Consider the following 24408-nt stretch of genomic DNA (forward strand, 5'->3'; position numbering starts at 1 on the left):
CTTTTATTGAATTAACCTTTCAGCAATTTCTTCCCTATCAATAATTATTTGAGAAGGAAGAATCATCTGAGTATCATTGGTTATTGGATTTTTAAAAATTTGAAAACCAGTTCTGCAATTTTTATATCGAAACCAGAATGCTTTTATTGCATTTATGAAACCGTCTTGTTGGGTCGCTTCAAAAACATAGTTAGAGCAAGATTTTCTAAAAATGCATTTTCTTCTTTTTGCCGAGGGAATTACTATCCAATACAATCGAATAATTAATAAGATGAAATATTTCATCTTATTTTTCAAAAACAATTAAATGCGTGAAAAGTGTTTGAGCAGGTTTTGCTCCAAATCCAAAACATCCTAATTCTGCATGAACAAAAGTTGTAATGTTTTCTACTCGAACATATTTCCAACCTTTTTCAGTATGGTATTTTATAGCACTTTCTAGTTGTTCTGCAATTTGTGCAGATGCATTTTTCTTTAAATCGATTGAAGCTGCAAATGGTATTACTTTGTGTTCCATAATTTTTTTGTTTAGTTAAATTATTTTTATCAAATGTAAACCCAATAAAAACTAGTGTTTTATGGAAATCCGTAATGCAGCAGGAATTTTTAAAGAAAGTTTTTGGGAAGTATTTAAACAGAAAAAAGAGGACATTGAAGTTCCTCTTTAACAAGCATAGTGTAGTTTTTTATTCTTTTTCTAAAATAAAATCCTTTATGATTTTATCCATGTTAGAAGGCAGATCAGCATTTTTAATTTCAAAATGTTTTATATGCATTTCCGAAAGCCATTTAGTCCAATATGCTTTTATAATTTTTTCTTCAAATGGATTATTTTTACTTGGATTTATTCCTAAAACCAATACTTCAAGATTTGACAAATCAGCATTTGTTTTAATGAAACCAAAATTTTCTTTATTGAATTTTTTCTGCCAGTCATTAGTATTTAAACCATTCTGTTTAATTAACTGTGGAGTTAAATAACTGGATAAATTTCCTTCTTTGATTTGTGTTCCTTCATAAAAGATATATCCATCAGTTAAAATAACCAGAATATTTCTGAAACCCTTATCAATACATTGATCCTGTACTTTGCTGTCGAAAAAGTTCCAAATATCTGAACCAATGTATTTGTCATCTTTAATTGCCGATTCATAAATTGAAGCCGTTTTTGAAGAATAAGTATTATTTATAGAATTCAATAATTTTTTAGAAGCATTATCTTTATTAACCGAAATTCTCAATTCTTTAGAAATAGAATTAATTTCAGAGTTTTCCGGTTCAGGATTAAAGAATAATTGCATTTTGTCGTCAATCTGCCTCATTCTTTTTGATTTTAAATGCTGCGTAAAAGCTTCAGAAACTGATTTTATATATCCTAAATCCCGCTGATAAATTTCCATAGTTGAATTTGGATTTTTTTTGAGACTTATTCGATCCGATAAATCAATTAAGATGCTGATATTATAGTTTTCTGAAACGGAACTTTTAACGACTGTTTCTTTTTCGTCATTCTTAGAATCTTCTTTGCACGAAAAGAATAAAATCAATAATAAAGACATCGAGATTCTTAGTGTAATTTTCCTCATGCTGTTAGTTTTTAGAATATACTAAATGTTGGAAATCTGGATCGACTAAATTTAGCTTGCTTAAATGTTCTTCTGAGTAAAGTTCACAGCTTTGTAAAAGTTCTTCTTTCTCTTTGTATGGTAAAGCCAATTCGGTGCCAATTGCCTGAAACCAACCTTCTTTGTATTGATGATGATAATGCAGATATTCTTTTACAGGAAAAACAAAACCATCTATTTTGGATTGAAGTTCAGAGATTTTTCCGTTTATAGTAACAACCTGTTGTTTAAAATCATTGATTTTATTTATGTATTCTGTTTTTAGTTTTTCCAGATTAAGTAAATTTTCTTTTTTACCTCTAATAAACGCTCGTATTTTATCAATGTTTTCAAATTCCTTCATTACAAAATCAAATACAAGTCCCCAGATTATATAGACTACAAAACCAGCAAATATGATCATCCAGAATTCTGGTTCGCCAAGAGCAATGTTTAAATTATATGGCGAAGATTCGGTAGTTTTATTAAACTCGTATATTTTTTTCTCAATGATGTAAGCCAAAAGAGAATCGAATAAAAATGTAATAGCAAAAAGTGAAATGAGTCTAAAAACATTTTTAAGTCCTTTCCCTTTCTGCACCATATGAATAACATAGCCTAATCCCATAAAAACAAACGGAATTGTAACAACCAAAACTCCTTCGAGCCAGCTCGCTTTGAATGCATTTGTAAAAGCATCGGCATCAAAAATGGCCGCGGTTAAGCTGTCATTTGAAAATTCTTTGAAAAAAGCAGAATAAGAAGCAGAAATATAAAACACCAAAACATAAAGTGTGATTGGCAGTAAAAGAATCAAGCCAATATAAAACTGAGCTTTTAAACCCTTTCCTTCCTCAATTCCATATTTGTCAGGATTGCGTTTAACTTCGATAATTTCATTTTTAATTTGGTCGACATTATCATTAATATCCTGTTCTTTTTTCTCATAAATGCCAATTGCAGCTTCAGATTTTTTAAGTTCGGTTCTGTTTTTTTCCTGTTCTTCCCGATAAGGTTGTTTCAGTCTGTCTTGTTCCATTTTTTGTTTTCGGCATTGGTCTTCAAAACTCATATATAAATTTTGCAGACATGCTTTTAAAACAATTGGTTTTCCGGTTGCTTTGACAGATGCGGCGAAACCGCTTTGATAATACGTAATTCTAATTTGTTCCCTGTCATCTTCATTTTCTTCTACAATTTTAAAAGAAGAATCCTCAGATTTTTTTAAACTAAATAATTGAGCTAGTGGTTTCATAAAATTAGGTGTTTAGTTGACTAATAATTTCTTCTTTACCAATGTTTTTCTGAACACAATCAATAAGATAATCAGATAAATCATTGATGTTTTCTTCTAAAAAATCGAATTTTCTACAGTATTTTTTCAGCATATTCAATTCATCATCTGTAATTTTTTCATCTGCCCAAATAATTCTGGCAAGGTCATACAGATATTCAATTTTGGTATTTAAAGCTTCAGGGACTATGAATTCTGTGTTTACTGGATTTTGAAAAAGTTTATCAAGCTCCTCTTTTGGAATTCCTCTTTCGTCTGCAAAATGATATAGCATTTGAAGTTCTAATACGTCAAAATGATCATCTGATAATGCCATTTGGTATAATCTCAAAAAATGGCTTTTAAGTTCAAGTGTTATCATGTTTTTTTGTTTATTTAAGATTTTCACATGCAATTCCGTCTCCGTCTGCATCCAGATTTTTGTAACAGCTTTTGTTACTATTATATGCAGCTTGTGCCTGCGCTCTGGTTGCAAAATCACCGCAGGTTTTTGTTGGACAATTTGAACTTGAACTTGAACCTGAACCTGAACCTGAATTTGTAATGTCGTTTGTAGAATCAGATGATTCTGAGCAAGAAATTATTGAACTAAAAGCAATAAAGACTAAAGTTAGTATTACACATCCGTTGTTTTTGCTTGAAAAAGATTTAGATCTGTTGTTTGCAAAATGACCTTGAACGTACGTTCCATCTTTTCTATAATATCCTCTTCGATATCCCATAATTATAAGTGTTTTATTGTATAAATTAAAAATGTAAAAAGTCCTGTAAAGACAAATAGCACAAGGCATCCGCTGTTTTGATATCGTACGCCCGGGATTCCTGTTTTTGTTGAATAGCCATTTTTGCTAAATGTTCCCATTTTGGTTCTAACACTTGGAGAAATTCCAGATTTACTAATATTCAAACCAAGTCCTCCTCCAAGTTTTATTCTTTTTTGAAATCGAAAGCCCATGACTAAGATGTATGACAATCGTTACAACAAGTTTTACAGCCATTTGATTTTGAGTAAGTTTTTTTTGCTTCATCTACTGCAGGTTTACAATTAGAATAAAGACCAAGATATTTTTTACTTACAATACTTTTAAAATAAGGGCATTCATCAGTATGAACTTCATGATCACCGTTTAACTGTGCAGTGTTGTTTACATAATAATGTTTCATGATTTAAAGTGTTTTTAATTGATATTAAATTGTTTTGTAATTCAAAAGTAAAACCAATCAAAACCAGTATATTACGGAAAACCATAATCTGTAAATTTTAAATTCCGGGAATAAAAAAAGCTCCCGAAGGAGCTTAATAAAATAAGTTTATAAGGATTAAATAATCCCCATATCTTTTGTAATCGAAACCAAATGAACCGTATTATTGGCCTTAAAAAAGTCTTTGAGTTTAGACAATCTTTTTTCTACAGCACTTTTGCTGTTTGGTTTAATATCTGAGGTTTTGAAAATTTCAATAATTTCATCCTGCGAAGTTCCGGCAGATAAATATTTCAGGATTTTGATATCGACATCGTCAATCTCAAAATTGTTTTTTTCCTGTAATGCCGAAGCAACTTCCGGAGAAATAAATTTTTGATCAGAAGTCGAAATAATAGTAATTGCTTTTTTTAACTCTTCAATACTATTTAAACCTTTTAATACAAAGGCATCAATTTCGGCATCTTCAAAAAGTGATTTAATGCGGTAACTTTTATCTTCAACCGAATACGCGATGATTTTAATATCAGGTTGTAAATCTCGAACTTTTTGAACCAGTTCATCTCCATTTGCAATCTCTGGTTTACGATGATCAGCTTTAAATGAAAGATCACTGATTAATAAATCAAAAGGCTCATTTTGCTGAATTGCGGCACGTATTTTTAAAAACGCTTCGTCACAAAATTTCGAGTGCTGAAAATCTACAATATTTAAATCTTTTAAAACTTGCTGAATTCCTAAATTCATGGCATCAAGATCTTCGGCTATTATTACTTTTTTAAACATAGGCTTTTATTTAGGCATTGTTATTTTTACTTTAAAACCTTTATCGGGTTCAGTTTCAAAAGTAATAGTTCCTTTATTAGACAAAATACGGTTTTCCATATTTTGTAAACCATTTTTTATAATTTTTGATTTTTCACAGCCTTTTCCGTTATCGGTATAATTTATAGATAAACTATTTGATGTGTTTTCAAACTTTATAACCACGATAGAAGCGCCGCTGTGTTTTTTCATATTAACCATTAATTCATGCAGCACACGCTGAACAGCTATCTTTTTTAAGTCTTCAACTGAATCCCAATTTATTTTCTCAATACCATTAATAATAACATTGGTTTGGTTACTATTATAGGTAGAAAGCATTTCTTTTAAATTATCCGGGTAGTTTGGACCCGTATTTATATCATTGTTTTCTCTCGAAATACCACGCACACGACTGTAAATATGATCAAGTTTTTGAAGTAAGGTTTCTTTGTTGTTTTCGATCGTTAAAGGCTGCGTCTGTGTATAGGTAATGGCATGAAAAACATCATTTGCCAGTTCGTCGTGAATATCTTTTGCAATTCGGGTTTCGGTATCGTAGGCCGTTTTTATTTTTTCTATTCGGTTTCTATTTTGATAAAACTTCCTTAAGTAAAGCAATAAAAAGAAAAGTGATAAAAGTCCGATTATAAAAAATATCCTTTGATATCTGGCTTTCTGAAGCGATAATTCATTTTCTATTTTTTCTAAACGAAGTTTTTGATTTTCGTCTTTTTCTTTTTTAGAATCGTATTTAATTTTGGCAAACTTGTTTTTAAAGTTGTTTCGGACTTTTATAATGCTGTCATTTAAAGAGATATACTTTTGACCATATTTTACTTCAGATCCATTAGAAATAAGAAAAGATAATGCTCTGAGACGTTCATCAATACTATTGGATTTAGTTGCGGTATCGTAAGCCTTTTTAGCATAATCATTAGATTTTTTTGTATCAGTTTTTGAATAATATTCTGCTAAATGAAGATAACTTTCAATGCTTCCGTAAAAGTCTTCGGTTTTGGTTCTTAATTTCAGACTTTCATTCATAAGAAATAGACCTTTATCTGGTTTTCCTATTTTAAAGTAAGCAAATCCAAGATTATCAGTAATCCTTGATTTACTTTTTGAAGATAGTATGCTGTCTAAATTTTTTTTATCTAAAATAGATTCTAAAATTAGAATTGCCTTATCGTATTTTTTTTGCAGTATATAAACAACAGCAATGTTATTTAGAGGAGATTGTTTTGAAATAGAATCTGTACAATCGTTTATAGCTTCTTTGTAATAGAAAACAGCATCTTCATAAATGGCAAGCTCCTTATCGGCAATTCCAAAGAAATTATTTATAGAGGCACTGTAAATATCTTTTCTTTTTATATAAGGTAAAGCTTCGGTAAGAGTTTCTTTACTGCCATAGTAATCTCCATTTATTTGCTGGATAGAAGCCATTTGAATAAGATTGTATACAATATTGGCACTGTCCTTTATTTTTTCGTAAATAATTTTAGATTTATTGAAAGAATAAAAAGCACTATTGAAATTTTTCTGTTGTAGTTGAGTTATTCCTTTTTCTCTTAAATTGAATGCTTCTTCCTTTACGTTTTTATTATCAATGGGAATAGCTGTTTTTTCTGTGCATGAAAAAAGAAGAAGTGTAATTAGAAGATATAAAAACGGGGATCGTATCATAAAAAATACTTTCCCCGAAATTAATAATAAAATAGAAATGTCCTATTTTATTTACTATTTTTTTGGAGGTGGCGGAACCACGATTGGATCATCGCCAGGACCAGTTTCCTGTGCCACGCCGGCAGGAATATCAACCTTCTTTTTAGTTTCTGTTTCAAATTCGTCAGCAGTACAAGAAAATAATGTAGTTGACAATAATACACACGCTCCCAATAGATATAATGTTTTCATTTTTTTTATAATTTAAAAGTTGAACATGGGTGTAGCTTTCCGGAACTATTCCGGATCATTTTTTTAAAAGCATTACCAATTTTTGTTGGGAAGTGAAGTGCGTAGAACAGTAAGATTTTCATCTATACTTCCCGGATAAAATCCGTCTTACGGTTTTCCACACTTGTTGAATAAACTAGTTTTGTACATTTGTTTTTGACCTGCAGATCAAAGCGCTAACTAATTTTGTTGAGGCAAAGTAACAACCGTTTTGAGCCTGTTTTTATACGGAATTCCGGGAATTCCGATTTAGTTTTTGATGATGTTGAAGAAATCATATGAAGTCCTAAAAAATCTTAAAAAATCCTGAATGCCTATGCGAATTATTACTATTGAAGATTTTAGAAAAGCTGTAAAAGCTCATTATGAAATTGTAAAAAACGGAGAGTATTCAAATCATTTTGATCCTCCATCTCCTGCTAATCTGAGGAAGTTATGTTTGAAATTATTTAGATCAATTGATAATAAAGATGATTTGGATACTTTTTTTCTATTTTTTGGATTCAATTTTGATGGAACAAAAAAGAATCTATTTAAAGATGATTTACATAAGTTTAAACCAGTAGGAGCTTTTTTTAGAGGAGATACAGTTATGCCTGCAGATGAAACAGTATATTTCGCAGCAATACTTGTAGGTTTTCAACCCAGACCTTTTAATAGGTTTAAAAAAGAAATAGAGGATAATGAATTGAAAATAATCAGGCAAACAAACGAGATTAGTAGTTCTGTAAAAGAAATCTCTCTTGTTGATGTAATTGAAGAAATTAAAGATGAAAATTTTAATGAAGAAATATTAGAAGAAAGTTCAACTCAAGTTTTTCAACCAATGCCCAAGCCAATAAAAATCAACCTATTTGTAAATGCGAGGGAAAGAATTTTATACAATTTTAAAAATAGATTAAAGAAAACGGCCGGAGCAACCATATTAATTTTTGGTTTGATAGGTGCAGTAATTTATTTTGCCTTCTTTAAAAATCATTGCATGCAATGGTCTGAAGATCATTATGATGTTGTAGATTGCTCTTCAAAAGATAACGGGAATCCAAATGAAATAATTCCACTTGATGAAAGTCTTTTAGATTTTAAAAAATTAAAAGCCTGTGATACCACAACTTGTTTTAAGAAAAATGGAGAAGCTTTTGTATGGTATGGAAAAACAGGAAATCAAGTTGATTTTTTTAATGATAATGGTAAAGGAAGGCATCCAGAAACAAATGTATCTCTGAGACCAGTTACACATTATATGTTTAATAAATATTTAAAAGGTAAGCCATGTGAGTAAAATGCGATTTATGTAATAAAATCTTTAAATCATGAAATTTTTTGTAAGTATATCCTTTTAATTTAGCATTATTAAATTAAATCAATAAAAAACAAATCAACATGAAAAATAGAAATTTATTATTCGTATTAGCCTTAAGCGTGGGAATGTTCGCAACATCTTGTAGTAACGACGATAATGACGGGGAAACAATAGTTCCAATTCAAGGTAAATATAACCTTAGCCAGACAGGAACAATCATTGACGGAAAAGAAGTATTAATTGACGCTCCTGAAAATGCAAGTGGATGCAGCAGAGATTATTTAGATCTAAGATTAAGTAATGCAGCGGTTATAGGTGATTATAGTGGTGAAAATTGTGCCTTAGTAGAAACTACAGGTACTTATGTAAGATCTCATAATGATTTAACTCTTACAGTTGGTAGTATAAGTTCAACTAGTGATATCATGAATTTAACTAACAAAGAGTTGAAAATCAAAAACAAAACTACTGGTGTAATTACAGTTTACACTAGATAATTAGATTGATTAGGGAATGAAAAAGGGAAATAACTTTTAAAGTTATTTCCCTTTTTTTATGAATTTATATTTTGAAGATTATTTTACAGGAATATAAATATCAAAGGCGGCACCTTTATTTTGTTCTCCCTTTGCGGTTATGATCCCGTTGTGGTTTTCGACTATTTTTTTTACGATTGCCAAACCAATTCCGGTTCCGTTGTAATGATCTCTTCCATGCAGACGCTGGAAAACATCAAATATTTTTTTACTGTATTGCGGTTCAAAACCAATTCCGTTGTCAGATATTTTAATATGACAATACTGGGTTTCACTTTCTAAAGTTTTTTCTTCAAAGTTTGAACCTTTTGCAATTTCACTTTCAATTTTTATTAAAGCCGGAACATCAGGTTTTGAAAATTTAAGCGAATTACTAATCAGATTATAAAGCAATTGTCTAAACTGAAACGGAATAATACTTACATCGGCAATTTCATTGCTTTCGATCACGGCATTTTTTTGTTCCAGTTCTTCGCGTAAATCTTCTTTAACCTCTTCAATTATAGCTGAAAGATTTGTTTTTTCGAATGTCCTTTCCTGAATGTTAGTTCTTGAATATGACAGTAAATCGTTAATCAAAGTCTGCATACGTTTGGCCGCGTTTTGCATTCTCTGAAATTTATCTTTTCCGGAATCAGATAAATTTTCAAATTCTTTCTCAATAATCTGCGAAGCAAAAGTTTGAATTTTTCGAAGCGGTTCCTGCAAATCGTGACTGGAGATATAAGCAAACGACTGAAGTTCCTTGTTCATGTGTTCAAGTTCCGCATTTTTTTGTTCCAGTTCTAATGCGTTTAATTTGATTTTATCGTCAGCTCTCTTTTTCTCCGTTAAGTCGTGTGTTACTTTAGAGAAGCCAATAACCTCATTATCTTTATTATGAATAGCTGTAATTACTACACTTGCCCAAAATAAACTGCCATTTTTGCGCACGCGCCAGCCTTGCTGAACAGCTCTTCCTTTTTCTCTTGCAAACTCAAGTAAAGTACTCGGAAGATTGCTTTTTTGATCTTCAGGAGTATAAAAAACCCCAAAATATTTTCCGGTAATTTCCTGTGCTTTATAACCTTTAATTTTTTCAGCTCCAACATTCCAGTTTTCAACTATTCCGTCGCGGTTTAAGTATAAAATGGCATAATCCTGAACTTCTTCTACCATTAAATGATACCGTTCCTCACTCTTTTTAAGCGATTCGTACATTTGGCTTAATTCTCGCGTTCTTGCCGTAACCTGTTGTTCTAGTTCATGTGTAAATGCTTTTTCGGTATGAATATCTGTAAAAGCGCCAACCCATTTTACAATTTTATTATCGGCGTCTAAAACCGGTTCGCCCAATACGGTATGCCATCTATAGCTTCCGTCTTTTCTTAAGATCCTTACATCCGATCTAAAAATCTGTCCCGTATGTAAACTATGATTCCATATTTTAAAATTTTCTTTAAAATCCTCAGGATGAATCATCGAAATCCATTCAGCATCGGCTGTAGGTTTAATTCCGGTATATTCTGCCCATTTTCTTGAAGCAAATAAACCAATTCCTTTTTCATCGGTTTCCCAAATTAGCTGCGGAATACTTTCGGTTAAAGAACGAAAACGTTTTTCACTTTCTGCGATTTTGTTTCGGGCTTCCACCTTTTCGGTTACATCAACAATTGTTGCTCTAATTCCAGAAATGCTGTTATCTGTATCATACATTGGAGCATATTCAAAATCAATATAAAACAAATGCTCGCCATCGTCGCCATTTATTAAAATAGGAGACTCTATTTCAGAATGTACTTCCCCCGAAGCATATACTTCATTTAATATCCTGCTGTATTTTTGAGATGACAGTTCAGGGAAAATTTCCAGGAGTTTTTTGCCCTGAACATCGTTTTCTTTTTTCTTCCAGATAGTATTCAATAATGCTAAATTGGCTATTTCGACCACCATATCGCTGCCTTTCAAGATAGCTTTTGGCACAGGAGACTGCATCACCAGATTACGGAATCTTTTTTCGCTTTGTTCCAGTTCCTGCTGATGATTTTTTTCGCTTGTAATATCACGTACAGTTCCAATTAACTTGTCGGGATTGTTATCTTCATCATAAAAAACTTTTCCTTTTCCTTCTACCCAGTGAATTGATTGGTCCGGCCAGATAATTCTCGCCTCATAATTAAGGTTTCCAGATAAAATTGCTTTTTTAAAAGCTGCATTGCGAATTTGCATATCATCCGGATGTAAATGCTGCAGTAACTCTTCGTGCGACAAAACAATGTGTTCCTTATAATTGCCGATAATCTCTAAATATCTGAGAGAATAGTGAAGTTCACCCGTTTTTACATTTAAATCCCAAGTTCCTAATTCGCTGGCTTCAACAATTATATTTAAACGATCCTCGTTTTGTTCGATTTTTTTGCGGGCTTCCACTTTTTCACTTACTTCGGTTACGGTAACAATAATTCCGGTTATTTGACCATCTTCTTCTCTAAGCGGATAATACAGAAAATCAAAATACCAGATTCCGTGTTTCCCATATCGGTTTAAAGGAACCGGAACTTCATTTCCGTGATACGGAATACCGGTTTTTAAAACATTTTGTAATAATGAATCTACCGCTTCTTTTACTTCTGGAATAGAATCAAATAAAGGTTTTCCAATAAAAAGACTTTCTTCTCTGTCTACTAATTTTAAATAAGCTTCGTTTGCCGATTCTACAATATAATCTGTTCCGCGCAGAATTGTAATTCCAAGTGGTGCCTGTTTTACAGTATTACGGAAACGTTTGTCGGCGATTTCAATTTTTTTGGATGCCAAAAGTAAATCCGTAACATCGGCAGCAGTATTCATTACAGCATATACCTTTCCATTTGTATCAAATAAAGGCGTAAAACTATAATTGAAATAAAAAGTTTCGAGTTTATTATTGATTGTTAAATCAATGCGGGCATTTTTATTATGAAAAGATTTTCCCGTGTCAAAAACACTTTCGACCTGTTCAAAAACCGATTGACTATTTAGTTCCGGCAGAATTTCCCGATATGATTTTCCAATTACATCATTTCCTTTTCCCCAAACTTGAATAATAGAATCATTAGCGAGTTCAATACGCATTTCTTCTTTTCCCACATAAACACCAATAGGAAAAGGAGCGTTTTCTACCATCTGTCTGATTTTTTGTTCGCTTTCCTGTAATTTTGATCGGGCTTCAACCTGATCTGTAACTTCAATTGCAATTGCTGCAACTCCTGAAATAGTACCGTTGCAGTCTGTTAAGGCTTCATATACAAAATTGACATACGTATGTTCTGTTTTTCCATTTCGAGAAAGCTGTACCAAACGTTCATTGGCAATAAATTTTTTTCCGGTTGAATAAACGTTCTGAATAAGTTCTTCTAAACCCTGATCTTTAATTTCGGGTAAAACATCAAAAATCGATTTGTTGAGAACTTTTTCTGAAGTCGTTCCCCAGAGCTGTATCATTTTTTCGTTGGCAATTTCTACGACATGGTTTTTTCCTCGGAAAACACACATTGCAACCGGTGCCTGTATGATATTGTTTTTAAACCGCTCATTATTTTCTTTTAAAATATCGGCTGCTTTTTTCTTTGCAGTAGTTTCAATTACCGTTATTAAAATACCGCCAACTTTGCCATTTTCTATTTTTATGGGAGAATAAGAAAAATCAAAATAACAGGTTTCAATAACACCATTTCGGTTTAGCGGAATAACGAAGTCCGGAAAATTAATTGATTTTCCATTCATAACCTCATTAAACATGGGCTGTGTAATATGCCATATTTCCGAAAATATCTTATCGGGAGAATTTCCCAAAGCATCAGGATGTTTGTCTGACCCGATTATTTTGCAAAAAGCATCATTGTATAATTGCGTAAATTCATTTCCCCAGGCAATATACATTCCAAAAGGATTATTGAGTATTACCGATGTTAAAGTACGAAGACTTTGAGGCCAGTTTTCAGGATCACCTATGGGGGTTTTGCTCCAGTCTTTGGAACGTATTAATTCGCCCATTTCTCCGCCGTCGGCTAGAAAATAATGTTCCTTATTGGCATGGCTCATTAAAAAATAATTTAAGGTTGAATTATAAAATGTGCCCGCGCGGGTTGCTGGAAATTATTTTCGGATGCTGTAATAAGTGCATTTTCTATTACTGATTTTAATTTTGAAAAATCACCTGGTTTGCGAATATAAAATGTTGCACCCTTGTCGTACATAACATCTACAATTTCACTGTCGAGAGAAGTAGAAAAAATAACTATCGGAAAATCTTTTAGATTTTCAATTTGTCTGATTTCTGCAAGACATTCAGAGCCGTTTTTTCTTGGCATATTCAGATCCAGAAAAAGTAAATCAGGCAAATCGTTTCCAGATTTAGCTGCCAGAAAATCCATTAATTGAACCCCGTCATTTACAGTTACAAGAGTTGTAGCCACTGATAATTCTTCTAAAGCTTCTTCAAAGAAAGAGCAGTCGTCGTCGTCGTCGTCAGCTAATAAAATGTTGTAAATCTGTTTGTTCATTCAGTATAAAATATTTTGATATTCTGCTTATTATTCAAAAAATTAAAGCAAAAAAGGATTGTTTTCTGCTAAGATAAAATTAATTTCGGCAGTATAATTAAATAAATAACCTTAAAATTAACTTATTTAATTGATAATTTATAAACATTAAGTCGAATAGTTTTATTTACGAAATTTTTGTAAGTAAAGTTTTTATTTTTTCACCAAAGATGAGAATCGCATCAACTCTAAAGAAAGAGCATACAATTTTCGGTTCAATTTTACGTTTTTATAATTTACGGCATTACTTCGCCACAACAAAAATCCCTTATTTTACTATAGTTTACACACTAAAAACTGTATAAACATTCTACAAAGTGTAAATTTTTTACACACAATATTTTTGTGCTAAAAACGTAAAACGCTTAAAGTCAGTTTAAAAACTAAATGGCACGTCGCTTGCAAATTGGAAAGTGTCACTCTTTAATTTTTTATGTTGTTTAATCTGCAAACTAAAAAAAAGAGATCATTTGATAAAAGCCATTTTAGAGAATTAATAAACAAACAGGACATGGAAAGCGAAACAATTATCTCGAAACAATTTTATGCAGGCAGTAATACAGCCGACGTACAAATAAGCCCATCTATTTTTAAAATCAACAATAATTCAACAAAAAAACATATAGAAAGACCAAAAAGTGCTTTCGGATTTATGGTTCTTGCAGGAACATTTTTATTACTGCTTGCAGGAGCATTTTTAGTTTTTCAATTTCAGCCTGATTTTGATCAGCTTCATTTAGAGAGATTAAATTCTACAGGAGGAATTATATTTCTTGCAGTTACTATAGCATTATTCGTTTTTAAAGGCGGAATGTTTATGTACAATTTATTTCTTTATTTCAAATACAAACCAATCGAATCAGTATCTGATGAATTACTTCCAACTTGTACGGTAATTGTTCCGGCTTATAACGAAGGAAAATTAGTTTACGAAACCTTAATGAGTTTAGCCGATAGTGATTTCCCTGCACATAAATTAGAGCTTTTAGCCATTGATGATGGTAGTAAAGACGATACTTGGTACTGGATTCAACAAGCAAAAATTAAATTAGGAGACAGAGTTTCAATCTTTCAACAACCGCAGAATAAAGGAAAACGTCACGCATTATACCGTGGATTTAACTTAGGAAAAGGTGAAATTTTTGTAACAGTTGATAGTGATTCAATTGTAAAAAAAGATACTTTAAGAAATTTAGTAAGTCCATTTATTGTAGATGAAAAATGTGGTGCTGTTGCCGGGAATGTTCAGGTTTTGAACAATGAAAAAGCAATTTTACCAAAAATGTTAAACGTAAGTTTTGTAATGAGTTTTGAATTCATGCGTTCTGCAGAAAGTTCACTAGGATCTGTACTTTGTACTCCGGGAGCTTTAGCAGCTTACAAAAGAAATGCTGTTTTTGCCTGTCTTCCAGAATGGATCGACCAGACTTTTATGGGAAAACCTTCAGATATTGGTGAAGACCGCGCAATGACCAATATGATATTAAAACAAGGACACCATGTATTGTTTCAACGTAATGCATATGTTTTAACAAACGTTCCTGAAGATTATAAAGGACTGTACAAAATGTTTATTAGATGGGGAAGAAGTAATGTTCGTGAAAACATTATGATGGCAAAATACGTTTGGAAAGATTTTAGAAAAGAATCTAAAGTTGGAGCAAGATTATTGTTTACAGAACAATCTTTAAGAATCATCATGACGTATCCGTTCTTTATTTTCATGCTTTATTTTGTGGCAGTGCATCCATTATTATTTATCAGCTCTGCGCTGTTAGGAATATTAATTGTATCAAGCTTTTCAGTATTGTTTTATGCAAAAAGATATTCATTTTCAGAAGCTTTCTGGGCATATTCATATAGTGTTTTTTACACTTTCGGATTGTTTTGGATCGCTCCATATTCAATCATTACAGCTCACAAAAGAGGCTGGCTGACTCGAGGTTAAGAAAAATTTCCACTACTACTATTTTATATTAATCCTGAAAAACTCCTGTTCCACTAAGCAGGAGTTTTTTTATGGTTTTGTTTTTGCCAAATAAAAACAGAAAAAGCATTCAGGAAAGCCAGAATCCATAAAGCAGGACTAGTGAAAAAACTTTCGTAACTTCTTCCGTTTGGAATTTCCACAAAAGGAACGGTAATAATTATATCCAGAAACAAAGCCGTAAGGGACATTATGATGCCAAGCTGTAAACCACTCATTTGATAGTTTTTAAAATAATAAAACTTTGCCGAACCAATGGCAAAAAATACAATCCAGATTGACACCATAAAGGACTGCCAGAAAAATGAATCTTTTACAAATAGAGTTTGTTCTAAAATATAAAAAGACAAACTAACTGCAATCCAAACCATAATACCCGAAAAAATGGCTCTGATATATTTCATCGTCTTAATTTTCAGCATTCCAAATTCCAGTTTTGGCTGTTTCTTCCGCGTAAGCGCTAAAATCTTTCGCCTTTCTTCCCAAAACTTTTTCGATATCTGAAGTAACGTTTGAGTTTCTTCCGTCTAAAACCTGTTCAAAAAGATAATTTACCAGCCAGATATGATCATCAGGAACCTGATATTCTTTCAGCATCTGCGTATATTCTTCTAAACTTAAACCCTGAAAAGTGATGTTTTTACCGCTGGCATTTGCAATTTCATTTACAGCATCTTTAAAAGTTAATAATCTTGGTCCCGTTAATTCGTATGTTTTTCCGTTATGACTTTCGTCTAAAAGGGCAGCTGTTACTACATCGGCAATATCATCGGCATCCGTAAAAGGCTCAAGTGCTTCTGCTCTTGGCAAAGCAACAACTCCATAAAGAATTGGATCTAAGAAAAAGCTTTCGCTGAAATTTTGATTGAACCAGCTCGCACGGATAATCGTCCAGTTTTTGGCATTTTTCTTTACAATGTCTTCGCAAACCTGTGCTTCTTTTTCGCCTCTGCCGGAAAGTAAAACTATTTTTTGCACGCCCGATTTTACAGCAATTTTAGTGAAGTTTTCTATCGCTTCTGCCGCAAAAGGAACAGCTAAATCTGGTTGAAACGTGATATAAACCGTGTCAATATCTTTTACGACATTTTCCCAGGTTTCAGGATTTTCCCAGTCAAATGGAATTTTTTCGTTTCGGGAACCTAATCGAATTTCAACTTCAGGGTTATTTTCTAATCTCGTTACAACTCTGCGCCCTGTTTTTCCATTAGAGCCCAGAACTAAAATTTTCTTTTTCATATCAATAGTTTTTTAAATGATTATTGATACAAAGCTGCATGGATTAAAAAGAAATCATTTGTCGCAAAAGAATTATGATTTGTTTGAAAAGAATTGCTGTTTTACTTCATTTGGACGCATTCCGAATTTTTTATGGAAGGCATTCGAAAACGAACTCAAACTTTCGTAACCCACTTCCCAAGCCGATTCCTGAACTGTTTTTTCACTTTCGCGGAGTAATTCATACGCTTTATTTAATCGTTCTTCCTGAACATATTTAAAAACCGGAATTCCAAAAAGTTCCTTGAAATTCTTCTTCAGTTTATTACTGTTGAGGCCAACCATTTGCGACAATTGCGTTATAGAAGGTGGTGTAGAATAATTAATGGTAACAATTTCTTTGGCCTGGAAAAGTTTGTTTTTATCTGTTTCAGACAAATCCGATTTTTTCTCAGAAGCTAAAAGTGCGTAGAAATGTGCCAGAAGTTCGTTAACCTGACTTTTTAAAAACAATAAACGTGTATTTCCGGTATAGTGTGTATTGAATATTTTTTGAACTGCCAATTGCATTTCGAGTGTCATATAAAATGACGGACCTTTTACAAAATGCTCTTTCGGATTTAATAATTGCGGTAAATGACTTTCGAAAATCTCTTTTTCGGCTTGGGGCAATGAATTGAGATTTTTGAGTTTAGTAAAAATACTAATGGATTGTAAAGGGGTATCGGGTTCAATTTTATGTGAGAATTCGACTTTTTGGTTTCCAAAAAAACAAATAGCCAACCCTGTTGTATTCACTAAATATTTTGTCTGTTTATTGTGTTTAATCTCTAACTCAACATTTCCCGAACCATAAAAAGCAAAACCCAGCGCATCGCCGTCGATTTCACATTTTTGAACAATTGTTTTTGTAGTATTCGAATGCTCGATTAAAACAATGCAATCATGTAATTCTAGAATATCTGTCGTCATAATTGAGGTTGAGGTTAGAATAAAAAGCTTGAAAAGTTACTATTTATTTTTTAAACCAATATTTTTTAAAAGAATGATTTTTGGTTTTTTGTGAAACGGAATGTCTTGTTTTTACTTGATTTTTAATGTTTTGTAAAAAATAAATTTAAAAAAGCTTGTTTTTTAAGACCGATCGGTCTAAATTTGCAGTGTCAAAATGAAAAAGATCATGAGTAAAGCAGAACGAACAAAACAGTTTATTATTGAAAAATCGGCTCCAATTATCAATAAAAAAGGAATGGCCGGAACTTCTCTTTCAGATATTATGGAAGCCACAAAACTGGCAAAAGGCGGTATCTACGGGAATTTCGAAAACAAAGAAGAAATCTGTACTGCGTCTTTTTTGTATTTAAGATCGCAGCTTGCTGTTAAATTAGATCATGCTCTTGCAGAAGGAAAATCGGCAAAAGAGAAACTCTATAATATATTGGCAGTTTACGGTAATAAGGAAAATATGGTTGGCGGCTGTCCGATTTTAAATTTTGGAGTAGAAGCAGATGATACTAATCCGGTAATAAAAGAACAAGTTAAAAAGGCGATCCGATCTGCGCAGAAAAGATTTTTTGATTTGGCAGAAAAAGGAATTGCTAATAAAGAGCTTACACCAGAAATTAACCCTGAACATTTTAGCATTAAAACATTTGCCATAATTGAAGGAGCAATTTTATATAGAAAAGTTTTTGATAACGAAGATCAGGTAAAAATTGTTTTAGAAAGTATTAAAACCGAATTTGAAAAATATGTTATATAACCTATTTTTTTTGAAATATTTTAGACCGATTGGTCTATTTTGTAATAAGTAAATTAATAATTAGAATGAGAAATTTAAAAGAGGATCATAAAGGATTCAGCACTATATTGGCTTTGGCCTTAATTCCGTTATCGGGTTTTGCAACCGATGTTTATCTGCCGTCGCTTCCTGCAATGGCAAAAGATTTAAATGTTTCGGCTTCGGCCGTTCAGCTTACCTTAGTATTTTTTATGTTAAGCCTTGGCATAAGTCAGATTTTTATTGGCAGTATATTAGATAGTTTTGGGCGATTCAAAATTAATATTGCTTCGCTTGCAATATTTTCATTATCCAGTTTTGTTATCGCACTTGTTCCCGATATTTATGTAATCTATGCCATGCGTATTGTTCAGGGAATTGCAATTGCGTTTATTGTAATTGCAAAACGGGCTTATTTTGTAGATTTATTTACAGGCGATAAATTAAAAAGTTATATTAGTTTGTTTTCTATAATTTGGGCAAGTGCACCCATTATAGCTCCGTTTGCAGGCGGTTATTTAGAGCATAGTTTTGGATGGAAATCAAACTTTTATTTCCTTGGATTATTATCATTCCTTATTTTACTATTAGAACTTCGCTACAGCGGAGAAACCATAAAAGAATTTCATCCGTTTAAATTAAAGTCGATTTCAAAAACCTATTCAAATATGCTGAAATCCACCGATTTTACTTTAGGATTTATAATTTTGGGAATCACTTTTGCCATAGTGATAATGTTCAATTTATCAAGTCCGTTTATAATAGAACGCATTTTTGGATATTCGGCAATAACAACAGGTTACAGCGCGCTATTATCTGGTTTATCGGTTATGATTGGCGGTATTACGGCAAAATCTCTTATCAAAATCCCTTTGGCAAAAAAAGTCGGAACAGCGATTACAATGCAGCTGGTTTTGGTTTTGCTGATGATTTTGACCTCTTCTTTACAAAGTAATATTTACACTTTAACTGCTTTTACAATGGGCTTAAATCTCTGCGGTGGTTTTATATATAATATTGTCCTTGGTTATTGCTTAAGCCGATTTTCAAAAAATGCCGGAGTTGCCAGCGGATTAACAGGCGGGGGAGCTTATATGGTCAGCGCTCTTTTTAGCTATAGTTTTGTGAATTTGTATACTGTAAAAAGTCAGTTTTTATTAGGATTGGCCAATGTTTCTTTGATCCTGATTGTTGGGATTGTTTTTATCTTTTTTAATAAATACAGAATTAAAAATGCAATTTCGTAATATAAAACTGTGAACAAGTAAACCCGACAGGTTTTAAAACCTGTCGGGTTTGTTGCGAAAATTTTGTTATGTATTTGAAACAGCATCAATCGATTCACATAAAATAGAAACCGCTTTTTCCATTTCTTCTTTTTCTAAATGTCCAAATCCTAAACGTGTAGCCGTAAGATCTTTGGTTTGGTATAAAATGGTTTTAGGCAGAAATAATCCTTTTGAGGCACATTCTTTTTGAAGCGTTATTAAATTAAATGTATCAAGCCATTCAATCCAAACGGCTAGTCCGCGCAAAGGGATTTTAAATTTAATTTTAGAATTTAATTTTTCATTTAACAAGGAAACGAAATAATCCCGGCGTTCTTTATATATCTTTTTATTCTTTTTTGAAAGCCTGTGCACTTCACCTTCATTAATCCATTCAGATAAAACCTGTTCTTTTAGAACATCAATTCCAGGTTCTAGGATGTTTTGATATTTTTCTAATTCCGATATAAATTCAGAAGGCGCCGCCACAAAACCATAACTAAATCCAGAAGGAAGCGATCTTCCAAAAGAACCAATATAAACCACTTTTTGATTGGAATCAAAAGCAGCTAAAGGCAGGATTGGATTATTATCATAATGGAAATCAAAATCGTAATCGTCCTCCAAAATAACAAAACCGTATTGGCTGGCTAATTCCAAAACTTCCATTCGTCTTTTGGCACTTAAGGAAATTGTCGTTGGATAATGGTAGTTGGAAGTAAGATATAATACTCTGATTTTTGATTCTTTGCAGATTTCTTTTAGTCGTTTCGTATCAATTCCGTCCTGATCAACCGGAATCGTAATAATCTGCGCTCCGGTATTGGTCAAAGTCATATTCGAAATATAATAACCCGGAGATGCTACGACTACTTTGTCACCAGGAGAAATAAGAGCTTTAGTAACGAGATACAAACTAATTTCATGGCTGCTTGTAGTGAGAAGGCTGGAGGTAGAGATACGCAAACCCCGCGTAAGATTTAAATAGTTAGAAAAATGGGTTTTAAAATTTAAATGGGATTGAATCTGGATTTGCTCGTAAGTTTTGGACGTTTTCTGCCTTTTTAATTTTGAAACATAAAGCCTTGCTAAAATCTCATTTTGAACCAATCTTAAATCGGGCATTCCGTCATTAAACTGATACGGAAGATTACTGGTTTCTGTGGGGTTTTCAAGTATTGTTGATTTTTTAAAAGTAAATCCAATATTATTTTCTGAATGTTTTTGATTGGAAGGAGCAATAAATTCGTCTTTATTTTTTTGCTTATGCTGAGACAATATAAATGTCCCTTTATTTGGCAGAGTTTCAATCCAGCCCTGTGATTCCAGATCCTGAAAAGCTTTAATTAACGTATTTCGGTTTACAGAAAGCTGTCTGCATAATATACGCGTGCCCGGAAGTTTTGTTCCTTCGGGAAGAAATCCGGTTTGTATCGCTTTTATAAATTCAAAAACGATTTGCAGATAGATTGCTGTATTTTCTTCAGGCTTAATCTGAATGAAGCTTTTAAAAGGAATTTCAACCGGACTACTCATAATTACAAAACTGGTATACTTTATTAGTACGGCAAGGTACTACTTTTGCAAAAATTTTAAACCAAAATGAAAAAAATCTATTTTGCAGTCTTTACATTAGTTTGCACAAATTTTTATGCCCAAACCAAAAGGGATTCTATTATAGAAATTGATGAAGTCATCATTCACGAAAACCGCTTAAGCACGCCAATTTCTAAACAAAACAGAAACGTATACGTTATAAACAGCGAAACAATAAAAAAATTACCGGGACGAACTTTACAGGAAGTTTTGCAATATGCTAATGGAGTCGATATTAGACAAAGAGGGCCATTTGGTGGTCAGGCCGATGTAAGTGTTGACGGCGGAAGCTTTGAACAAACAGTAGTTTTGCTAAATGGAGCTAAAATTATTGATTCGCAAACAGCTCATAATATGCTTAATCTGCCTCTTCCGGTAGAAGTTATTGAAAGAATTGAAGTTTTACGTGGTCCGGCTGCGAGAATTTTTGGAATTAACAGTTTAACAGGAGCGATAAATATCATTACAAAAAAACCAACCGATTCTGGATTTTTGGTAAGTACATATGCAGGATCTAATTTTGAAAAAGATACTCAGGATACAGGCGACACTTTTTATGGAGGCGGTATTCAGGCCGGAGCTGTTTTAGGGAAAGAAAAACAACAGCATTCTATTTTTGCATCGCATGATAAAAGCAACGGATACCGTTACAATACCGGATTTGAAAACAATAAATTATTGTATCAGGGAAATGTGCAGATCAATGATTCTAACGAAATTTTAGGTTCATTTGGTTATGTAAAAAACGGATTTGGTGCCAACGGATTTTACGCTGCACCGGGCGATAGAAATTCAACTGAAATAGTACAAACTACATTTGCCAATATTCAATCGAAACATGCTATTACAGACAGATGGAAAATTATGCCGAGAGTTACCTACAGATATAATTATGATGATTACAGGTATTTAGGAAACGGGAATTTGAATGCAGGAAGAAGTCAGCATTATACAAACTCTATTGCCGCAGAATTAAACTCTTCTGTTAAAACAGAAAATGGTGAAATTGGTTTTGGCGCCGAATTTAGAAATGAGGATATTCATTCGTCTAATATTGGGGATCACGATCGTGAAAATGTTGGACTTTATGCCGAATACAGAACGTATTTTTTTGAAAAATTAAATGTGAATGTGGGGACTTATTTAAACTACAATTCAGATTACAAATGGCAGATTTATCCTGGAATTGATGCGAGTTATGAATTCACGGAGGAATTTAAGATTATTGGAAACATCGGCACAAGCCAAAGAATTCCTTCTTTTACAGATTTATATCTAAATCAGCGCCCGGGAAATATTGGAAATCCTGATCTTGATTCTGAAAATGCTTTTCAAAGTGAAGTTGGGTTTAAATTCAACAGAAAAAGCTTAAATCTTAATGTGAATTATTTCTACAGAGAAATAAGTAATTATATCGATTGGACGCGTATGACAACGGCAGTGCCATGGCAGAGTCAAAACTACGGTGATTTGATTACAAACGGAATCAACATGCGCGGAACTTATAAAATTGATCTTTCTGCCGATTCTAAATTGAATTTCACTTTAGGATATTCGTATTTAGATTCTAAATTTAAAGATACACGTTCTGAACCATTTTCTAAATATTTGATTTCTTCTTTAAAACACCAAATTACAAACACAATTGATTTTCAGCATAAAGATTTTTCAATTTTGTTTGCGACTCGTTTTAATGAAAGAGTTACGGGAGCTTCTTATTGGATAAATGATTTTAGGGTAAGTCAGTCAGTTAAGAAATTTACATTTTTTGTAGATGCTCAAAATATCTTTAATGCGACTTATTTTGAGGTTGGAGCATTTCCGCTGCCGTCAAGATGGTTTAGTGCGGGAGTAAAATTTGTTAGTTTTTAAATTATAAAGGTTAGTTATATAAAAAGGGAAGACGTTTAATGTCTTCCCTTTTTTTGTTTACCATAATTTTTATTGTGAGTAGAAACGAAATATTCTCGGCTTGAAACCTAAACCTTAAAAATCATTTTCTTTTTATAGAAAATCCAAAGTATTACTGACCAGAAAACAGCATATAAAAGCGCATAAGCTAATGATGCATTTAATGGATTTTCAAAACAAGGCGCAATTCCATGTTTATAAATTAAAGTGAGTACACTGATATCTTCTCCGCCTGTTTCCGGATTTTGAACTTGAATAGAACCAAGAACCCTCGGAATTATTCCCGAAAAGAAAAACACAATCATAGGATTGACTCCCCAGATTAAAAACAGTTTAGCCCATTTTTTATAACCCTGAATGTCGATTATATAATACAATAAACTTAAACATAAAGTGGCGATTCCGGCAGTGTACAATACATAAGAACTTGTCCAAAGCGATTTATTGATTGGAAAAATGATATTCCAAAGCAAACCTCCAATTAATAAAATAACTCCTGTAACTGCTGTCTTTTTTAGAATTTCAGTTCTGCTTATTTGAAAGTTCAATAACTGTCCAATATACATTCCAAGAATTCCAGTGCCAATAGCAGGCAGTGTGCTTAAAATTCCTTCCGGATCCCAGGTTTTAGAAACGCTCCATAAATGTCCGTTTAAAAGTGTATTGTCTAACCCAGCGGCAAGATTAGTGCCTTTGTCAAAATTAGCGGGACCAAATCCAGGAACGGGAACGAAGGCCATTAAAAGCCAATACCCAATTAAAAGTACTGCTAAAACAAGAAGCTGCGTTTTTAAATTTGTTTTTAGATATAGAATAGATGTAAAGAAATAGACAATTGCAATTCGCTGCAAAACGCCTGGTATTCGAGTATCTTCAAAATGTTCCAAACCGCTGAAGGCTAAAGAAAGCAGTATTATAAAAATTCCAACCGCAAGAATGGTTTTGACTTTCATCGTAAAGTTTCCTAAAAGGGCATAAGCGACTGCAAATGCAATAACCAATCTTACTGCTAATAACGGAATTCCTTCGAGACCAAATAAATGGATTCTGCTGAAAACGCTCAAGAACAATCCTAAACAGAAAATTCGCAGCGAACGAACCAAAATTTTATTAAAAACCGCTCCGTCAAAATATTTTACCGGCATTGCAAAAGGTATTGCAGTTCCCATTATAAAAACAAAAAACGGGAATACTAAATCAGTCGGTGTACAGCCGTGCCATTCGGCGTGTTCTAACGGCGGATATATCGAAGACCAGCTTCCCGGATTATTTACTATCGTCATCAATAAAATAGTAAATCCTCTAAATACATCGAGCGAGGTTAAACGTTCTTTTGTCATTGGTTATGTTTTTTTAGATGGTTTGTTTTTTTGGAAGAATAAA

At 32.6% G+C, this 24408-nt stretch carries 24 protein-coding genes; 6 read left to right on the forward strand and 18 right to left on the reverse strand.

Features of this window, described 5'->3' with window-relative positions:
- Window positions 1-3 precede the first annotated feature (3 nt).
- The 11 genes from yidD to L1276_RS14500 form a co-directional block, all read right to left on the reverse strand.
- A complete protein-coding gene (gene yidD, locus L1276_RS14450; protein ID WP_253788940.1) occupies window positions 4-285 on the reverse strand; it encodes a membrane protein insertion efficiency factor YidD in 282 nt (93 codons plus the stop codon).
- 1 nt (window position 286) lies between these two features.
- Window positions 287-517, reverse strand: a complete 231-nt coding sequence (locus L1276_RS14455; protein WP_253788942.1) for a hypothetical protein — start codon at window positions 515-517, stop codon at window positions 287-289.
- A 169-nt stretch (window positions 518-686) separates the two neighbouring features.
- A complete protein-coding gene (locus tag L1276_RS14460; RefSeq protein ID WP_253788944.1) occupies window positions 687-1586 on the reverse strand; it encodes a hypothetical protein in 900 nt (299 codons plus the stop codon).
- Window positions 1587-1590: 4 nt separating this feature from the next.
- Entirely contained in the window at window positions 1591-2859 is a 1269-nt protein-coding gene (locus L1276_RS14465; protein ID WP_253788947.1) for an ABC transporter permease, read from the reverse strand.
- Between the two features lie 4 nt (window positions 2860-2863).
- Window positions 2864-3259, reverse strand: a complete 396-nt coding sequence (locus L1276_RS14470; RefSeq protein ID WP_253788948.1) for a hypothetical protein — start codon at window positions 3257-3259, stop codon at window positions 2864-2866.
- A gap of 10 nt (window positions 3260-3269) precedes the next feature.
- A complete protein-coding gene (locus L1276_RS14475) occupies window positions 3270-3620 on the reverse strand; it encodes an excalibur calcium-binding domain-containing protein (RefSeq protein ID WP_253788950.1) in 351 nt (116 codons plus the stop codon).
- Window positions 3621-3622: 2 nt separating this feature from the next.
- Window positions 3623-3871, reverse strand: coding sequence for a DUF4236 domain-containing protein (locus tag L1276_RS14480; RefSeq protein ID WP_253788952.1), 249 nt, complete (start codon window positions 3869-3871; stop codon window positions 3623-3625).
- Window positions 3856-4062 (reverse strand): hypothetical protein, encoded by a 207-nt coding sequence (locus L1276_RS14485; RefSeq protein WP_253788954.1) that lies wholly within the window; start codon window positions 4060-4062, stop codon window positions 3856-3858. The genes L1276_RS14480 and L1276_RS14485 overlap by 16 nt, the downstream gene beginning before the upstream one ends.
- Window positions 4063-4218: 156 nt before the next feature.
- Complete coding sequence (locus tag L1276_RS14490; RefSeq protein WP_253788956.1) at window positions 4219-4887, reverse strand: response regulator transcription factor; 669 nt, start codon at window positions 4885-4887, stop codon at window positions 4219-4221.
- 6 nt (window positions 4888-4893) lie between these two features.
- On the reverse strand, window positions 4894-6594 hold the full coding sequence (locus tag L1276_RS14495; protein WP_253788958.1) for a tetratricopeptide repeat-containing sensor histidine kinase: 1701 nt from the start codon (window positions 6592-6594) through the stop codon (window positions 4894-4896).
- Between the two features lie 54 nt (window positions 6595-6648).
- On the reverse strand, window positions 6649-6825 hold the full coding sequence (locus L1276_RS14500; RefSeq protein ID WP_253788960.1) for a hypothetical protein: 177 nt from the start codon (window positions 6823-6825) through the stop codon (window positions 6649-6651).
- A gap of 478 nt (window positions 6826-7303) precedes the next feature.
- Between L1276_RS14500 and L1276_RS14505 the strand changes: the two genes are divergently transcribed.
- Together L1276_RS14505 and L1276_RS14510 are read left to right on the forward strand one after the other, a co-directional pair.
- The gene (locus L1276_RS14505) at window positions 7304-8146 is read left to right on the forward strand and encodes a hypothetical protein (RefSeq protein ID WP_253788962.1); all 843 of its coding nucleotides are present in this window, start codon (window positions 7304-7306) and stop codon (window positions 8144-8146) included.
- 146 nt (window positions 8147-8292) lie between these two features.
- Window positions 8293-8664: a lipocalin family protein gene (locus L1276_RS14510; RefSeq protein WP_253788964.1), complete on the forward strand. Its 372-nt coding sequence runs from the start codon at window positions 8293-8295 to the stop codon at window positions 8662-8664.
- Window positions 8665-8742: 78 nt separating this feature from the next.
- On the opposite strand, the gene L1276_RS14515 is transcribed toward L1276_RS14510, so the two are convergent.
- Window positions 8743-12765, reverse strand: coding sequence for a PAS domain S-box protein (locus L1276_RS14515; RefSeq protein ID WP_253788966.1), 4023 nt, complete (start codon window positions 12763-12765; stop codon window positions 8743-8745).
- An 11-nt stretch (window positions 12766-12776) separates the two neighbouring features.
- Window positions 12777-13226: a response regulator gene (locus tag L1276_RS14520; protein WP_253788968.1), complete on the reverse strand. Its 450-nt coding sequence runs from the start codon at window positions 13224-13226 to the stop codon at window positions 12777-12779.
- 550 nt (window positions 13227-13776) lie between these two features.
- Here L1276_RS14520 and L1276_RS14525 point away from each other — a divergent pair.
- Entirely contained in the window at window positions 13777-15213 is a 1437-nt protein-coding gene (locus L1276_RS14525; protein WP_253788970.1) for a glycosyltransferase family 2 protein, read from the forward strand.
- 53 nt (window positions 15214-15266) lie between these two features.
- On the opposite strand, the gene L1276_RS14530 is transcribed toward L1276_RS14525, so the two are convergent.
- From L1276_RS14530 to L1276_RS14540, 3 genes are all read right to left on the reverse strand, one after another.
- Complete coding sequence (locus L1276_RS14530; RefSeq protein WP_253788971.1) at window positions 15267-15674, reverse strand: DUF5367 family protein; 408 nt, start codon at window positions 15672-15674, stop codon at window positions 15267-15269.
- On the reverse strand, window positions 15661-16491 hold the full coding sequence (locus L1276_RS14535) for an NAD(P)H-binding protein (protein WP_253788972.1): 831 nt from the start codon (window positions 16489-16491) through the stop codon (window positions 15661-15663). The genes L1276_RS14530 and L1276_RS14535 overlap by 14 nt, the downstream gene beginning before the upstream one ends.
- Window positions 16492-16563: 72 nt before the next feature.
- Window positions 16564-17442 carry an AraC family transcriptional regulator gene (locus L1276_RS14540; RefSeq protein ID WP_253788973.1) on the reverse strand — a complete coding sequence of 293 codons (879 nt, stop codon included), beginning with the start codon at window positions 17440-17442 and terminating at the stop codon, window positions 16564-16566.
- Between the two features lie 208 nt (window positions 17443-17650).
- On the opposite strand from L1276_RS14540, the gene L1276_RS14545 reads away from it, so the two are divergent.
- Both L1276_RS14545 and L1276_RS14550 read left to right on the forward strand, forming a co-directional pair.
- On the forward strand, window positions 17651-18232 hold the full coding sequence (locus tag L1276_RS14545; protein ID WP_253788974.1) for a TetR/AcrR family transcriptional regulator: 582 nt from the start codon (window positions 17651-17653) through the stop codon (window positions 18230-18232).
- Between the two features lie 65 nt (window positions 18233-18297).
- On the forward strand, window positions 18298-19497 hold the full coding sequence (locus L1276_RS14550; RefSeq protein WP_253788976.1) for an MFS transporter: 1200 nt from the start codon (window positions 18298-18300) through the stop codon (window positions 19495-19497).
- A gap of 66 nt (window positions 19498-19563) precedes the next feature.
- Here the strand turns inward: L1276_RS14550 and L1276_RS14555 are convergent, their stop codons facing one another.
- Complete coding sequence (locus L1276_RS14555) at window positions 19564-21054, reverse strand: PLP-dependent aminotransferase family protein (protein WP_253788978.1); 1491 nt, start codon at window positions 21052-21054, stop codon at window positions 19564-19566.
- A gap of 66 nt (window positions 21055-21120) precedes the next feature.
- Between L1276_RS14555 and L1276_RS14560 the strand changes: the two genes are divergently transcribed.
- Window positions 21121-22986, forward strand: a complete 1866-nt coding sequence (locus tag L1276_RS14560) for a TonB-dependent siderophore receptor (RefSeq protein ID WP_253788980.1) — start codon at window positions 21121-21123, stop codon at window positions 22984-22986.
- Window positions 22987-23093: 107 nt separating this feature from the next.
- On the opposite strand, the gene L1276_RS14565 is transcribed toward L1276_RS14560, so the two are convergent.
- On the reverse strand, window positions 23094-24365 hold the full coding sequence (locus tag L1276_RS14565; RefSeq protein WP_253788982.1) for an acyltransferase family protein: 1272 nt from the start codon (window positions 24363-24365) through the stop codon (window positions 23094-23096).
- Window positions 24366-24408: the final 43 nt, after the last annotated feature.

The sequence above is a fragment of the Flavobacterium sp. HSC-32F16 genome, assembly GCF_024171645.1.
In the GTDB taxonomy this organism is placed as follows: Bacteria; Bacteroidota; Bacteroidia; order Flavobacteriales; family Flavobacteriaceae; genus Flavobacterium.